Source organism: Allobosea caraganae, from assembly GCF_003351345.1.
Lineage (GTDB): Bacteria > Pseudomonadota > Alphaproteobacteria > Rhizobiales > Beijerinckiaceae > Allobosea > Allobosea caraganae.
The window spans coordinates 19597-33938 of record NZ_QQTO01000035.1; the positions used below are offsets into that span (position 1 = coordinate 19597).

Here is a 14342-nt window from a genome sequence, read left to right on the forward strand (position 1 = left end):
GGCTCAGTCTCGCAGCAGCTTCAGCGCCGCCGCGGCCGCCTGCTCGTCGGTGATCAGCACGGAGGCGAGCCTGGCGCGCAGCGCTGCCGCCAGCACCGCCGCCTTGTTGCTGCCGCCCGAGGCGAGGATCACCGTCGGAAGCTTGCGCAAGGCCTCGAGCGGCAGGGCGATGGCGCGCCGGTTGATCGGGTGGTCGATCGGCGCCCCATCCGCGTCGATGAACTGGCCGAGCATGTCGCCGACCGCGCCCTGCGCGGCAAGCTCCGCCACGCCGACATCGCGCGGCAGGCCGTAGCGCACCAGCAGCGAGCGCTCGCTCAGGTCGCCGGCGCTGAGGATGGCGACCTCGGTGGCGCGGATGCGCTCGAACGCGGCCTCGAACACGTCCTGCGCCACGATCGTATCGCGCGATTGCGGCGTGCCCGCGTAGATCGGCGCCGCGAGGTAATGGCATTCGGCCTGCCAGCGCCGGGCCAGCTGGCTTGCGATCTCGAACGTGTTGATCTCGATGCCATAGGTCAGGCCACCCATCATCGCGGTGACTTTCAGGTCGCGATACTGCCCCGGCCGCACGTGCCGGATCGTCTCGCGCAGGGTCGCCCCCCAGCCGACGCCGAAGCCGCCGGATGGCTTCTCCTCGATGATGCGCGAGACCAGCTCGCCGGCAGCTTTGCCGATCAGCGCCGGAATCTGCGCGGGGTCGGCCGGGGTCGGCACCACGATCGCCTCGCGCAGGCCGAATTCCTCGACGAGCCCACGCTCCAGCCGCACGCAGCTTTCGAGCCGGGAGTTGATGGTGATGTTGACCAGGCCGCTGCTGCGCGCCTCGACCAGGAGGCGGTTGACCCTCAGCCGGGTCATCTTCAGCCGGTCGGCGATCTCGGCCTGGGTCAGCCCCTCCATGTAATAGAGCCAGGCGGCTCTGACCTGGGTCTGTGCATCCTCCGGCATTGCGGCATCCTGATCGGCGGTCTGGGCGGCGTCGCCGCGGCCGCTCGCCGCCCTGCGATTCGGCCGGATGTTTTCTTATTTGCGTAGCTTGGCTTACATCGCTTCATCAGCTCTTCACAATGCGGCCAGGGCAGGCGGCTTCGGCCGAATCCGAGCTTGACCGCTACTAATGTAAGTCACAACATACATATGTTGCAAAAGCACATGTGCTGAAGGCCGATATGCCTGCTTCGGAGCGCTGATCCTGAGATGTCCCGTGCCGTCTTCCTCCACGCCGCCGGCGATGCGCGCGTCGCGCCCTTCAACTTGCGCGAAGGCGCCCCCGGCGAGACGCTCCTGGACGTCGCCGCGGTCGGGCTCTGCGGCAGCGACCTGCATTATTACAAGGATGGCGGCATCGGCTCGGCCGTGATCACCGAGCCCTTCGTGCCCGGCCATGAGTTCAGCGGCTGGCTGACCGAGGATCTGCCGGAACTCGGGCTCGCACGTGGGGCGCTGGTGGCGGTCGATCCCAACCAGGCCTGCGGTCATTGCGAGCATTGCGAGGCCGGCCATCCCAACCTTTGTCCCGAAGTCGTCTTCATCGGCGCGCCGCCGCATGACGGCGCGATGACCGAGCGCATCTGGGTGCCGACATCGCAGATCGTCGCGGTGCCGCAGGAATTCACGCCGACCGACGCGGTGATGCTGGAGCCGCTCGGCGTCGCCATCCACGCGGTCGATCTCGCCAAGCCGCGCCTGTTGGAGCGGGTGGCGCTGATCGGCTGCGGGCCGATCGGATTGCTGATCCTGCAGGTGCTGAAGGCGGTCGGCGCCGGCGAGGTCCTCGCTTGCGACCCGCAGCCGCATCGCCGAGAGCTGGCTCTGAAGCTTGGCGCGAGCAAGGCCGGCGCCAGCGTCGAGGACATCGCCGCCTGGACCCAAGGGGAGGGCTTGCCCCTGGTGATCGAGGCGACGAACGCGCCCGAGGGCTTCCGCGACGCAGTCCGCGCAGCCCGCATCGGCGGGCGCGTCGTCCTCGTCGGCATTCCCGACGGCGACACCTATGTCTTGCCGGCCTCGGAAGCCCGCCGGCGCGGCCTCTCGATCAAGTTCTCGCGCCGCATGGGCCATGTCTATCCGCGCGCGATCGAACTCGTCGCGCTGGGCAAGGTCGATGTCGAGGCGGTGGTCAGCCACCGCTTCGCATTGGAGGAGGGCCCCGATGCCTTCCGCCGCCACGCCGCAAACGAGCCGGGCATGGTGAAGAGCCTGATCTACCCGCCGCAGCAGAGCGAGCGACGCGGGCAGGGCGGCTGATCGGCCGGCCTCAGCCGAGGCGGCGGACGACCGGGCCGCCGCCGCGTGACCCCGGGCGATGGGCGCCAAACGGCCGGACTCCGTACCAGCCCTCGACGCCGATCGCGCCGGCCGGAAATTCATCGACCGGCTCGAAGATCCAGCATTTCAGCCTGGTCCGCTCGGCCTCGGTTGGCGCGTCGTTGCACGCGTCCCAGTGCGAGCGCTTCCAGAAGGCATGGCCCTGCAAGGCGCTGGCGGCCAGCGCGCCAGCCGTGAGCAGCGTTGCGATGACGAGCCTGGCCAGCACGCGCGATCCTCCGCCCGGACTGCACCCGGGTCGTACCTTCCACCGGTCCCCCTCGCGATAACGCCGCTCAAGTCTTTCTGAAGCGTAAACATTGCCGTTTGAAGGGCGGAACCCATCGCGCGCCCCGCCGTTTCCTCCCTCAGGTGTTGCGTCGCGGGAGGAGCAGATGCGCGTATCGGCGAAGGACCGGCTCATCATGGCGCTCTGCGCCCAGCTGCGCGCCGAGCGCGAGACCAGGGCGGCCTTCATGGCCGCGATCGCCAATGGCCAGCTCGACCCCGAAATCCTGACCGCGATCCTCTCGGACCCAGTACCGGTGATCACCCAGGCCGACCTGAACCGGGCCGAGGCGCTGGCGCGCCACTATGCGCAGCCGGCCGAGCGGCAGGAGGCCGCGTGATGGCGCCGCGTCCGGCCTGGAAGGGCTATCTCAAGCTCTCGCTCGTCTCCTGCGCCGTCGAACTGACCGGCGCGACCGACCAGAGCGAGAAGGTCTCGTTCCGCGTCATCAACCGCAAGACCGGCAATACGGTGCGGCGCCAGTATGTCGACGGCGTCACCGGCAAGCCCGTCGCCGACGAGGACGAGGTCAAGGGCTACGAGATCGGCGACGACGAGTACCTGCTGGTCGAGGAGGACGAGATCGAGGCCGTCCAGATCGAATCCTCGCATACGCTGGCGATCGAGAGCTTCGTCGATCGCGCCGACATCCCGCAGATCTACTTCGATACGCCCTACTACCTGACGCCGGCCGATGATGTCTCCGAAGAGGCCTTTGCCGTCATTCGCGAGGCGATGGCGAAGCAGAAGAAGGCCGGGCTCGCCCGCATCGTGCTCTATCGCCGCGAGCGCCCGGTGATGATCGAGCCTTTCGACAAGGGCCTGCTGCTGACGACGCTGCGCTACGACAAGACCGTGCGCAAGCCGGACGAGGTCTTCGGCGACCGGGCAAAGACGAAGCTCGACCCGGACCTGATCGAACTCGCCAGCCACATCATCGACAAGAAGCAGGCGGCGTTCGATCCGTCGGGCTTCGACGACCGCTATCAGGATGCGCTGCTCGAGCTGATCCAGGCCAAGCAGAAGGGCAAGAAGCCGCCGACGGTGCGGCCGGCCGAGCGCCCAGCCAACGTCGTCAACCTGTTCGATGCGCTCAAGAAGAGCTTGGCCGGAGAAAGCGACGGGGAGGCCGAGGCCAAGGCGCCCAAGGCCAAGCGGTCACCTGCCAAGGCATCGTCCCGCCCGCGGAAAAGCGCTTGATCGTGGAGCTCCGGCATGGCGGCCAATCTCGATCTCTACCGCGCCAAGCGCGACTTCAAGCAGACCAGGGAGCCGAAGGGCAAGGCCGCCGCTCGCGGCAAGGCGCAGATGGCCGGCGGCGCCTTCGTCATTCACAAGCACGCCGCGACGCGCCTGCACTACGATCTCCGGCTGGAGCACGACGGCGTGCTCTGGTCCTGGGCGGTGACGCGCGGCCCGAGCCTCGATCCGGCCGAGAAACGGCTTGCCGTCCATGTCGAGGACCATCCGCTCGACTACGGCTCCTTCGAGGGCACGATCCCCAAGGGCAATTATGGCGCTGGCGCCGTCATCGTCTGGGACGAGGGGCAATGGCTCCCGGAGGCCGATCCGGTCCGCGGCATGGAGAAGGGCCATCTCGCCTTCGAGCTGAAGGGTCACAAGCTCGCCGGCAAATGGCACCTTGTCCGGCTGAAGCCCCGCCGCGGCGAGAAGCGCGACAACTGGCTGCTGATCAAGGTCGAGGACGGTTTCGCGCGCGATGACGAGGATATCCTCGAGACGGCACCGGCCTCGGTGAAGTCCGGTCTGACCATCGAGGATGTCGAGCAGGGGCGTGTCCCGCTGGCCGAGACGAAGTCCCGCAAGGTGCAGGACGCGAAGCCGGCACCCACGAGAAAGGCAGCCGCGGCCAAATCCGCGAGCACTGCCAGCGCGCTGCCGGCCTTCGTCAAACCTTGCCTTGCCACGCTGGAAGAGAAGCCCCCGACTGGCGAAACCTGGCTCCACGAGGTCAAGTTCGACGGCTACCGGACGCAGGCCCGCATCGAGGACGGCAAGGTCAAGCTGCTGACGCGCACCGGGCTGGATTGGACCAACCGCTTCGGCAAGGCGATCCCCTCGGCCTTCGGCGCATTGCCTTGCGATGCGGCGCTGATCGACGGCGAGATCGTCGTGCTCGGCGAGAACGGCATCTCGTCCTTCTCGCATTTGCAGGAGGCGCTCTCCGAGGAGCGATCGGACGGCATGGTCTACTTCGGCTTCGACCTGCTTCATCTCGACGGCGAGGATCTGCGCGACGATCCCCTGCTCGCGCGCAAGGAGCGTCTCGAAGCTCTGTTGCAGGATACTCCGCATGACGGGCCATTGCGTTACAGCGAGCACTTCATCGAGCCCGGCCAGACCATGCTGCGCCATGCCTGCCGGATGGGGCTGGAGGGCGTCATCTCGAAGCGCGCCGATGCGCCTTATCGCAGCGGCCGTGGCCGCGACTGGGTCAAGTCGAAATGCACGCAGCGCCAGGAATTCGTCATCGCCGGCTATGTGCCGTCCAAGGCGTCGCGCAACCAGCTCGGCTCGCTGGTGATGGGCTATCACGAGGGCGGCGAGTTGAAGCCGGCCGGTCGCGTCGGCACCGGCTTCAGCCGCAAGTCGGCTGCTGCGCTGAAGGCGAAGCTGGATGCGATCGCCTCCGATGTCTCGCCCTTCCAGGGCAAGGCGGGCCGCGAGCGCGGCATCGTCTGGGTCAAGCCGGAACTCGTCGCCGAAATCGAGTTCGGCGCCTGGACCGCCTCGAAAACCCTGCGCCATTCTGCTTTCATGGGTCTCCGCGAGGACAAGCCGGCGGATGAGGTCGTGGCCGAGACGCCGCGGCCGCCGCCGAAAGCAAAGGCGCGCCAGGCCATGCAGAATTCAGCGCCCAAGGCGACGACCGGCATCAAGCTGAGCAAGCCCGACAAGGTGCTCTGGCCGGATATCGGCTTCACCAAGCAGAACCTGCTCGACTATTACGCCGCCATCTGGCCGCACATGGCGCCCTATGTCGTCGACCGCCCGCTCAGCCTGCTGCGCGCGCCCGATGGCATCGAGGCGCACCGCTTCTTCCAGAAGCACGCGATGCCCGGCATGTCCGACGCCGTCAGCACCATGAAGGACCCCGATGGGGGCGAGGAACTGCTCTTCATCCGGGATTTCGACGGGCTCGCCGCGCTGGTCCAGCTCGGCGTCGTCGAGGTCCATGTCTGGGGCGCCAAGATCGACGCGATCGAGACGCCCGACCAGGTCATCTTCGATCTCGATCCCGATCCCGGCGTCGATGTCGCCAGGGTCCGCGACGCAGCGCAGACGGTGCGCCAGCGCCTGACCGAACTCGGCTTCGAGAGCTATCTCAAGACTTCCGGCGGCAAGGGCTTTCACGTCGTCATGTCGTTGAAGCCGAAGGCCGACTGGACCGAGGTCAAGGAATTTTCGCGGGATTTCGCCAAGGCGATGGAGCAGGCCGAGCCGAAGCTCTACACCGCGACGCTGTCGAAGAAGGCGCGCAAGGGCCGCATCTTCATCGACTACTTGCGCAATGGCCGCGGCTCGACCGCGATCGCGCCCTTCTCGTCGCGGGCGCGGCCGGGGGCCGCCGTGTCGATGCCGGTGGCGTGGGAGGAGCTGGCCAAGGGGCTGAAGCCGGACCAGTTCCGCGCGCCCGACCTGATGAAGGGCTTGCCGAAGCAGGACGATCCCTGGGCCGGCTTCTTCGAGCCCAGTCGCTCGCTGAAACGCTAGGCCGGCTCGATCGCCACAAGCAGGTCGCCGGCCGAGACGGTCTTGCCGGTCTGGGTGCCGACACGCTGGACGGTGCCGGCGATGGGCGCCTTCAGCTCCATGAACAGCTTCATCGATTCCAGCACGGCGACGACCTGCCCGGCTTCGACCGTGTCGCCCTCGGCGACATGCAGCGCCGCGACCGTGCCTGGCATCGAGGCGCGCACGGAGGTGCCGCCATCGCCGGCCACATCGCGCTTCGCTGCCGCCGCCGCGACCGCAAGCGCGATCTCGATCCGGCCCTCGAAATCGGCATGGCGCAGGAAGAGGCCGCCCGCGTCGCAGACGGCACTGGCCGGTGTGGTCGCGTCGGCCAAGGTGACGACCCAGCTCGCCTCGCCGTGGCTGCGGCGCAGGCGGATGTCATGGGCTTCGCCAAGGCCGAGTATGCGCAGATGATCGCCACGGTCTTCGATGCTGAGCCGCGCCGTCTTCTCGCCCGCGCCGATGACGAGATGCGTCGTCGCCGGCCGCCCGGCCGGTGCGAGGAGGCGGAAGCCGGCGAGCGAGCGCCATGGCGTGTCGCCCGTACCCGCATTTTGCTCAGTCAGCCAGATCGCCGCCGCAACGGCGTAAAGTCGTGCCTCGTCATGTGGCTGCGGCTTCCAACCTCCCGGATAGGTCTCTGCCAGGAACAGCGTCGTCGCGCCGGCTGCGAAGCCCGGCGTCCGCAAAGCCTCTGCCAGGAAGGCCCGCGTCGTCGCCGGCCCGAGCAAGCTCATTCGCTCCAGGCCGTTGGCGAGCTTCTGGATGGCGCCAGCGCGATCCGGCGCATGCGCGATCACCTTGGCCAGCAGGGAATCGTAGTGCGGCGAGACCTCGCTGCCGCTCGCGACGCCGCTATCGACGCGTAGCTCCTCAGGCTCGCTCCATAGCCGAATCGGCCCGGTATCAGGGCGAAAACCTTCATCCGCGCGTTCGGCCGTCAGCCGCGCCTCGATGGCATGGCCTGAGCAGCTTATCTCCTCCTGCTTCAGCGGCAGGCGCTCGCCCGCCGCGATGCGCAATTGCCACTCGACCAGATCGAGCCCGGTGATCGCCTCGGTGACCGGGTGCTCGACTTGCAGCCGCGTATTCATCTCTAGGAAGAACACGCCCTCGGTCGCGGCATCGACCAGGAACTCGACCGTGCCGAGATTGTCGTAGGAGATCGCGCGCGACAGCTTCAGCGCATAATCGTGCAGCGCCTTGCGCGTCGCGTCGCGCAGGTTGGGCGCCGGCGCTTCCTCCAGCAACTTCTGGTTCGAGCGCTGCACCGAGCAGTCGCGCTCGAACAGGTGGACGATGTTGCCATGCCTGTCGCCGGCGACCTGCACCTCGACATGGCGCGGCCGGGTCACGAATTTCTCGATCAGAAGCCGGCCATCGCCAAAGGCGGCCTGTGCCTCGCGCGCCGCGGCGATGATCGCGCCGTCGAGCTCGCTCTCCTGCTCGACCTTGCGGATGCCCTTGCCGCCGCCGCCGGCCGAAGCCTTGACCATCACCGGCAGGCCGACCCGCATCGCCTCGCGCTTCAGCGTCTCCGGCGACTGGTCGGCGCCGTCATAGCCGGGCACGCCGGGAACGCCGGCCTCGCGCGCGATCTGCTTGGAGCGGATCTTGTCCCCCATCGCATCGATGGCCGCGGCGGAGGGGCCGATGAAGGCGATGCCGGCCTTGGCGCAAGTCTCGATCAGGTCGAGCCGCTCGGAGAGGAAGCCATAGCCCGGATGGATCGCCTGCGCGCCGCTTTCGATCGCGGCCGCGATGATCCTGTCGGCGCGCAGATAGCTCTCGCGCGCTGGCGCCGGGCCGATCGCGATGGCGCGGTCGGCGAGGCGCACATGCAGCGCCTCGCGGTCGGCCTCCGAGAACACCGCGACGGTGCGGATGCCGAGCTTGCGGCAGGTCTTGATGATGCGGCAGGCGATCTCGCCGCGATTGGCGATCAGGACGGTGTCGAACATCTCACATCCTGTAGACGGGGCGAGGGGAGGTATCGCGAGCTTCGCCGGCCGCGAGTGCGAGGCACAGGCCGAGCACGTCGCGCGTCTGCGTCGGCTCGATGATGCCGTCGTCCCAGAGCCGCGCCGTGGCGTAGTACGGGTCGCTCTGCTCCTCGAACTGCGCCCGCGTCTTGCGGTCGAGCTCGGCGATGGCCGCCTCGTCGGCAGCGCCCTTCAGGCTCTGGCGGCGCAGCTCGGTGACGACGTTGGCCGCCACCTCCGGGCTCATCGTGGCGATGCGGGCATTCGGCCAGGAGAACAGGAAGCGCGGCCGGAAGCCGCGGCCGCACATGCCATAGTTGCCGGCACCGTAGGAGCCGCCGATCAGCACCGTGTATTTCGGCACCCGCGCGTTCGAGACGGCATAGACCAGCTTGGCCGAGTGCTTGGCGATGCCGCCGCGCTCCGCCTCGGTGCCGACCATGAAGCCGGTGATGTTCTGCAGGAAGAGCAGCGGGATCTGACGCTGGTCGCAGAGCTCGATGAAATGCGCGCCCTTCACCGCCGATTCCGAGAAGAGCACGCCGTTATTGGCGATGATCCCGACCGGATGGCCATGGATGCGGGCGAAGCCGGTCACCAGCGTCGCGCCGTAGTCGGGCTTGAAGGCGGTGAAGGCGCTGTCGTCGACGATGCGGGCGATGACCTCGCGCACGTCGTAGGGCCGGCGCAGGTCGGTCGGGACGATCTGCTCCAGCTCGGCGGCATCGAGCTTCGGCGGCACAGATGGGTAGGGCGTGGGCATGACCTTGCCGGTCTCGCCAAGCGCTCCGACGATCTCGCGCAGCTTGGCGAGGCCCTCCATCTCGGTCTCGACCAGATGGTCGCTGACGCCGGAGACCAGCGTGTGCATCTCGGCCCCGCCCAAGGTCTCGCCATCGACGATCTCGTTGATCGCCGCCTTCACGATCGGCGGGCCGCCGAGATGGATGCGGCCGGTGCCGCGCACCATGATCACCTCGTCGGACAGCGCCGGGATGTAGGCGCCGCCGGCCGTGCAGCCGCCGAAGACCAGCGAGATCTGCGGGATGCCGGCGGCCGACATCCGGCACTGGTTGTAGAACGAGCCGCCGAAATGGTCGCGGTCGGGGAAGACGCGGTCCTGTTCCGGCAGGAAGGCGCCGCCGCAATCGACCAGGTAGAGGCAGGGCAGGCGATGCTCCTCGGCGATCTCCTGCGCCCGCAGATGCTTGCGCACCGTCTCGGCGAAGAAGGAGCCGCCCTTCACCGTGGCGTCGTTGGCGATCAGCATGCAGGCGCGGCCGGAGACGATGCCGATGCCGGTGACGATGCCGGCGCCGGGCACCTCGTTGCCGTAGAGCCCCCAGGCCGCCAACGGCGAGAGCTCGAGGAACGGCGTCTGCGGATCGAGCAGCAGGTCGATGCGCTCGCGCACCATGATCTTGCCCCGGCTCTCATGCCGCTCGCGCATCCGCTCGCCGCCGCCATTGGCGACGAGGGCGTGGCGCTCGCGCAGGGTGGCGAGCATCTCGGTGAGAGGCGGGGGCGAGCCGACCGGGCTGCTTTCCGTCATGATCGCTGGTTCCCGTTGCACCGGAGCGCGGCCTTCGCCCACACCGTCATTGCGAGCGCAGCGAAGCAATCCAGGGGGACCGGGTGAGCGAGACCCCCTGGATTGCTTCGCTGCGCTCGCAATGACGGCGGAGCTTGAAGCGGCGCATCATTTCACCTACCGTCCGTTAGGTAGGCTAATTGCATCAAGCAGGTCAAGCAGCGGGAGAGCGGCCATGGCGGCGGTGGAACAGTTCGGAGCGGAGGGCGCCGTGCCGCAGCGCTCGCCCTATTTCAGTGAGGAGCACGAGGCGCTGCGTGCTCAGGTCCGCCGCTTCGTCGAGACCGAGATCAAGCCGCATGCGCTGGCCTGGGAAGAGGCCGGCTTCGTCCCGCGCGAGGTGCTGCAGCGCATGGGCGAGCTCGGCTTCTTCGGCATCCGCTATCCGGCCGAGTATGGCGGCTCGGAGATGGACACGCTCGCCACCGTCGTGCTCGCTGAGGAGCTGGGACGCTCGACCTTCTCCGGCGTCGCCATCACCGCGCTGGTCCATACCGACATGGCCTCGGTCCATGTCTTCAACGCCGGCAGCACGGCGCAGCGCGAGCGCTACATGCCCGACATCATCGCCGGCAAGGCGATCTGCGCGGTCGCCGTCACCGAGCCCGATGCCGGCTCGGACGTGAAGGGCATCCGCACCACAGCGCGGCGCGAAGGCGATTCCTACGTGCTGAACGGTGCCAAGATGTTCATCACCAATGGCGTCTACGGCGATCTCTACTGCGTCGCCGCCAAGACCGACCTTTCGGCCAAGCCCTCGCAATCGGTCTCGATCTTCCTCGTCGAGAAGGGCACGCCCGGCTTCAAGGTCTCGCGCGCCTTGGACAAGTATGGCTGGCGCTCGTCGGATACTGCCGAGCTGGTCTTCGAGGAGTGCCGTATTCCGGCCGAGAACCTGCTCGGCCAGGAGGGTCGCGGCTTCTACGCGATCATGCGCAACTTCCAGAACGAGCGCACGGTGATCGGCGCCATGGCGATCGGCGAGGCGCAGGCGGCGATCGATCTCACCCTCGATTATGTCCGAACGCGAAAGGCCTTTGGCGCGCCGCTCTGGGACAAGCAGGCCATCCGGCAGAAGCTCGCCATGCTTGCCGCCAAGGTCGAGGCCGGGCGCCAGCTCGTCTATCACGCCGCCTGGATGGACGCGCAGGGCATGGAGGCGACGCGCGAGGTCTCGATGGTCAAGGCGCTCTGCGGCGAGCTGGTCAATGAGGTGATGTATGCCTGCGTCCAGTTCCATGGCGGCATGGGCTTCATGCGCGAGAGCACGATCGAGCGCATGGCGCGCGACGCCCGCGTCCAGTCGATCGGCGGCGGCGCCACCGAGGTGATGCTCGAAGAGGTGGCGAAGCGGCTGTGAGCGCGCCGGTGGCAAAAGTAGCGCGGGAAGGCGCGGAAGGCGGCTCGCGCCGGCTCATCCTCGACACCGCCGCGCGCCTGCTGCGCTCCGGCGGCTATCACCAGACCACCTTGCGCGAGATCGCCGAGGCGGTCGGCATCCGCAAGGCGAGCCTCTACTACCATTTCGCCTCGAAGGAGGAGATCGTCGAGGAGGTCGTCAATGACGGCGTCCGCTTCGTTCATGAGGCGGTCGTCGCGGCCCTGGCGGAGCATGCCGCGGCATCGCCGCATGCAAGGCTGGAAGCGGCGATCCGCGCCCATCTCACCGCGCTGCACGGCCATGGCGACTACACCTCCGCCAGCATCAAGGTCTTCACCTTCGGCGCCATGCCGGTGCCCGACAGCGTCCGCCAGGTCCGCCGCGCCTATGGCGAGGTCTGGCGCGGGCTGATCGCGGAGTTGCAGCAGGCTGGCGCGATTGCGCCCGAGCGCTCGCCCGAGGCGCTCAGGCTCTTCCTGCTCGGCGCGCTCAACGGCTCGACCGATTGGTACCGGCCCGGCCGCTTCGACATCGCTGAGCTGGCGCAAGAATTTGCGGCGCTGATCGCTCAGGCCGGCTGATCACGTCGGCAATTGCCGATTTTCGTTGCAGCAACATGCCGGCCTTAACCCAGCCTTGACCTTCATATGCTGACGATAGGGCATGCACGATGACGGCCTGCTTCGCTTCGGCGGTGAGTTTCGCGATACCGGACGGGAAGCGGCCTTCCAGGCGGCCCGCCTGCCGGAGACTCTGCGGCAGTGCCGGCTCATCTTCCTGCTCTCGGCCGTTCTCAATGCGCTGTTCCTGATCAGCGACTGGCGCTTCCACGGCACGCCGCACTTCTTCGTCGCCGTGCCGGCGCGGCTCGCCGTGGTCTTCGTCTCGATCGTCTGCGCGCTGCTGATCCGCCGCGTGGCAACCTTCAGGCGGGCCGAGGCGGTCACGCTGCTCTGGGAAGGCTGCGTCGCGGTCGGCGTCGCCTTCCTCGTCAGCTCGCGCAGCGATCTGGCGCTCTTCGTGGTGATGCTGCTGCCTGCGATCTTCTATCTGGTCGCGCCGATCTCGTTTCGCTGGACCCTGCCTTTCGGAGCCGCGACCAGCCTGCTCATGCTGGCGGGCTATCTTGGCGGCGGCCCGCTGCCGACCACCTTCATCGGACTCATCCTCATCCTGGTCATGCTGAACGTCGCGCTCAGCCTGGTCGTGATCCATGCCAACCGTCTCAGGCGGCTCGAATGGCAGGCGACGCAATCCGAGCGCGCCGCCAAGGAGGCGCTTGGCGAGAGCCGCGCCATGATCGAACGGCTGTTCATGGCGGTGCCGATCCCGCTCGTGGTCACCTCGGTGCTCGAAGGCCGCTTCCTGCGGGCCAACGATGCCGCCCTGCGCTATCTCGGCGGCAGGGCTGAGGCCGATCTCGGCTCCGTGACCGTCTCCGACATGTTCGTCGAGCCCGAGAGCCGGCGCGAGCTTCTGCGCCAATTGTATCAGAGCGAGCATGTCGGCGAGTTCGAGGCGCGCATCCGCGATGCCGGCGGCACGAGCCGCGACGCCTTGATCACTGCAACCTCGCTCACGCTGGGCCAGGCGCCGGCCGTGGTGGCGGGCATCGTCGACATCACCGAGCGCAAGGCGGCCGAGGCGCAGGCGCGCTGGCAGGCGACGCATGATGCGTTGACCGGGCTGCCCAACCGCCTGCTCTTTCAGGAGCGGTTGCAGGCGGCGCTGGCCGCGCTTGGCGAAGGCGCGACCGTCAGCCTGTTTCTGATCGATCTCGACGATTTCAAGTCGGTCAACGACACGCTCGGCCACGATGCCGGCGACGCGCTGCTGATCGAGGCCGCGATACGGCTCAGCCGCCATGTCGAGCCCGACGATCTCGTTGCCAGGCTGGGCGGCGACGAGTTCGTGGTGCTCTCGACCAGGGCGTTCAGCCCGGCCGCGGCGCAGGCCAAGGCCGACCTGCTGCTGGCGGCCCTGCGCGTCCCGGTGGAGCATGCCGGCCAGGCGATCTCGGCCCGCGCCAGCCTCGGCATCGCGCTGGCGCCGCAGCATGATCGTGAGCCTGTCGAGCTGATGAAGGACGCCGATCTCGCGCTCTACCGCGCCAAGGCGCTCGGCCGGAACATGGCGGTGATCTACGAGCCCGACATGCGCGCCGCCATGAACGCCCGCGTCGCGATCTGCCGCGAACTCGGCGAGGCGCTGGCGCAGGATCGCATCCTGCCCTTCTACCAGCCGCAGATCGTGCTCGCGACCGGCGCGATCGACGGCTTCGAGGCATTGGCGCGCTGGAGGCATCCGCAGCGCGGCATCGTGCCCGCTGCCGCTTTCCAGCAGGCGCTGGAGGATCCCGAGACCTCCCAGGCCATTGGCGACGCGATCCTGCGCCAGGCCATCGCCGATTTGCGGGGATGGCTTGAGGCCGGCATCGACGTGCCCCGCGTCTGGGTCAACCTCGCGCCCGGCGTCTTCCGCGATCCCTCCTTGCCGCAAAAATTCCTCGCCCTGCTCGATGCCGCCGGCGTGCCGGCCGAGCGCTTCGGCGTCGAGGTCACCGAGACGGTGCTGCTCACCCGCAATGGCGGCGATGCCGAGCGGGCGCTCAAGGCGCTGCGTGAGAGCGGCGTGCGCGTCGCGCTCGACGATTTCGGCACCGGCTATGCCTCTCTGACGCATTTGCGCCGCCTGCCGGTCGACCTGATCAAGATCGACCGCAGCTTCGTCCGGCACCTGGCCGAAGGCGGCGAGGACGCCGCGATCGTGCGCGCCATCATCAACCTCGCCGCCGACATGAAGCTCGACGTCATCGCCGAGGGCGTCGAGAGCCGCGAGCAGCAGGAGTTCCTGCTCGGCCATGGCTGTGGCTTCGGCCAGGGCTATCGCTATTCGCGTCCTATCGCCGCGAGCCGGGTGCCCTGGCTGGTGCGGCAGGGCGGCCTGCTGCCGGCCGAGCCTGCCTTGGGCGCAAGGCGGGACGGCATCGCCGCGGCCTGACCGCGGCGCGCGGGCTTGCTAGCATCTCGC

11 protein-coding genes are annotated in these 14342 nt (G+C 68.1%); 7 read left to right on the forward strand and 4 right to left on the reverse strand.

What is annotated here, in order from left to right; translation table 11 throughout:
- Nucleotides 1–3: 3 nt before the first annotated feature.
- The gene (locus tag DWF00_RS24050; protein ID WP_114830400.1) at nt 4–951 is read right to left on the reverse strand and encodes a sugar-binding transcriptional regulator; all 948 of its coding nucleotides are present in this window, start codon (nt 949–951) and stop codon (nt 4–6) included.
- Between the two features lie 249 nt (nt 952–1200).
- On the opposite strand from DWF00_RS24050, the gene DWF00_RS24055 reads away from it, so the two are divergent.
- Nucleotides 1201–2250, forward strand: a complete 1050-nt coding sequence (locus tag DWF00_RS24055; protein ID WP_114830399.1) for a zinc-dependent alcohol dehydrogenase — start codon at nt 1201–1203, stop codon at nt 2248–2250.
- Nucleotides 2251–2260: 10 nt separating this feature from the next.
- On the opposite strand, the gene DWF00_RS24060 is transcribed toward DWF00_RS24055, so the two are convergent.
- Nucleotides 2261–2539 (reverse strand): hypothetical protein, encoded by a 279-nt coding sequence (locus DWF00_RS24060; RefSeq protein ID WP_114830398.1) that lies wholly within the window; start codon nt 2537–2539, stop codon nt 2261–2263.
- Nucleotides 2540–2705: 166 nt separating this feature from the next.
- Between DWF00_RS24060 and DWF00_RS24065 the strand changes: the two genes are divergently transcribed.
- From DWF00_RS24065 to ligD, 3 genes are read left to right on the forward strand one after another with little or no spacing between them, the layout of a single operon-like run.
- Nucleotides 2706–2939, forward strand: a complete 234-nt coding sequence (locus tag DWF00_RS24065) for a hypothetical protein (protein ID WP_114830397.1) — start codon at nt 2706–2708, stop codon at nt 2937–2939.
- Complete coding sequence (gene ku / locus DWF00_RS24070; RefSeq protein ID WP_114830396.1) at nt 2939–3799, forward strand: non-homologous end joining protein Ku; 861 nt, start codon at nt 2939–2941, stop codon at nt 3797–3799. Before DWF00_RS24065 ends, ku begins: the two co-directional genes overlap by 1 nt.
- A gap of 15 nt (nt 3800–3814) precedes the next feature.
- Nucleotides 3815–6334 carry a DNA ligase D gene (gene ligD / locus DWF00_RS24075; RefSeq protein WP_114830395.1) on the forward strand — a complete coding sequence of 840 codons (2520 nt, stop codon included), beginning with the start codon at nt 3815–3817 and terminating at the stop codon, nt 6332–6334.
- Here the strand turns inward: ligD and DWF00_RS24080 are convergent.
- A complete protein-coding gene (locus DWF00_RS24080) occupies nt 6331–8319 on the reverse strand; it encodes an acetyl/propionyl/methylcrotonyl-CoA carboxylase subunit alpha (RefSeq protein ID WP_114830394.1) in 1989 nt (662 codons plus the stop codon). The two genes, ligD and DWF00_RS24080, sit on opposite strands and share 4 nt — an antisense overlap.
- A gap of 1 nt (nt 8320) precedes the next feature.
- The gene (locus DWF00_RS24085; protein ID WP_114830393.1) at nt 8321–9892 is read right to left on the reverse strand and encodes an acyl-CoA carboxylase subunit beta; all 1572 of its coding nucleotides are present in this window, start codon (nt 9890–9892) and stop codon (nt 8321–8323) included.
- A 214-nt stretch (nt 9893–10106) separates the two neighbouring features.
- Here DWF00_RS24085 and DWF00_RS24090 point away from each other — a divergent pair, with 214 nt between their 5' ends.
- The 3 genes from DWF00_RS24090 to DWF00_RS24100 all read left to right on the forward strand — a co-directional run bounded on the left by DWF00_RS24090 (nt 10107) and on the right by DWF00_RS24100 (nt 14312).
- Complete coding sequence (locus DWF00_RS24090; RefSeq protein WP_114830392.1) at nt 10107–11291, forward strand: acyl-CoA dehydrogenase family protein; 1185 nt, start codon at nt 10107–10109, stop codon at nt 11289–11291.
- Nucleotides 11292–11299: 8 nt separating this feature from the next.
- Nucleotides 11300–11893 (forward strand): TetR/AcrR family transcriptional regulator, encoded by a 594-nt coding sequence (locus DWF00_RS30015; RefSeq protein WP_181832735.1) that lies wholly within the window; start codon nt 11300–11302, stop codon nt 11891–11893.
- An 82-nt stretch (nt 11894–11975) separates the two neighbouring features.
- Entirely contained in the window at nt 11976–14312 is a 2337-nt protein-coding gene (locus tag DWF00_RS24100) for a putative bifunctional diguanylate cyclase/phosphodiesterase (protein WP_114830390.1), read from the forward strand.
- The last annotated feature ends 30 nt before the right edge of the window (nt 14313–14342 follow it).

What these genes read in the sequence shown, in the direction of transcription:
- DWF00_RS24050 (WP_114830400.1), bottom strand. Translation starts at nt 951, where the DNA reads ATGCCGGAGGATGCACAGACCCAGGTCAGAGCCGCCTGGCTCTATTAC.
- DWF00_RS24055 (WP_114830399.1), top strand. Translation starts at nt 1,201, where the DNA reads ATGTCCCGTGCCGTCTTCCTCCACGCCGCCGGCGATGCGCGCGTCGCG.
- DWF00_RS24065 (WP_114830397.1), top strand. Translation starts at nt 2,706, where the DNA reads ATGCGCGTATCGGCGAAGGACCGGCTCATCATGGCGCTCTGCGCCCAG.
- ku (WP_114830396.1), top strand. Translation starts at nt 2,939, where the DNA reads ATGGCGCCGCGTCCGGCCTGGAAGGGCTATCTCAAGCTCTCGCTCGTC.
- ligD (WP_114830395.1), top strand. Translation starts at nt 3,815, where the DNA reads ATGGCGGCCAATCTCGATCTCTACCGCGCCAAGCGCGACTTCAAGCAG.
- DWF00_RS24080 (WP_114830394.1), bottom strand. Translation starts at nt 8,319, where the DNA reads ATGTTCGACACCGTCCTGATCGCCAATCGCGGCGAGATCGCCTGCCGC.
- DWF00_RS24085 (WP_114830393.1), bottom strand. Translation starts at nt 9,892, where the DNA reads ATGACGGAAAGCAGCCCGGTCGGCTCGCCCCCGCCTCTCACCGAGATG.
- DWF00_RS24090 (WP_114830392.1), top strand. Translation starts at nt 10,107, where the DNA reads ATGGCGGCGGTGGAACAGTTCGGAGCGGAGGGCGCCGTGCCGCAGCGC.
- DWF00_RS24100 (WP_114830390.1), top strand. Translation starts at nt 11,976, where the DNA reads ATGCACGATGACGGCCTGCTTCGCTTCGGCGGTGAGTTTCGCGATACC.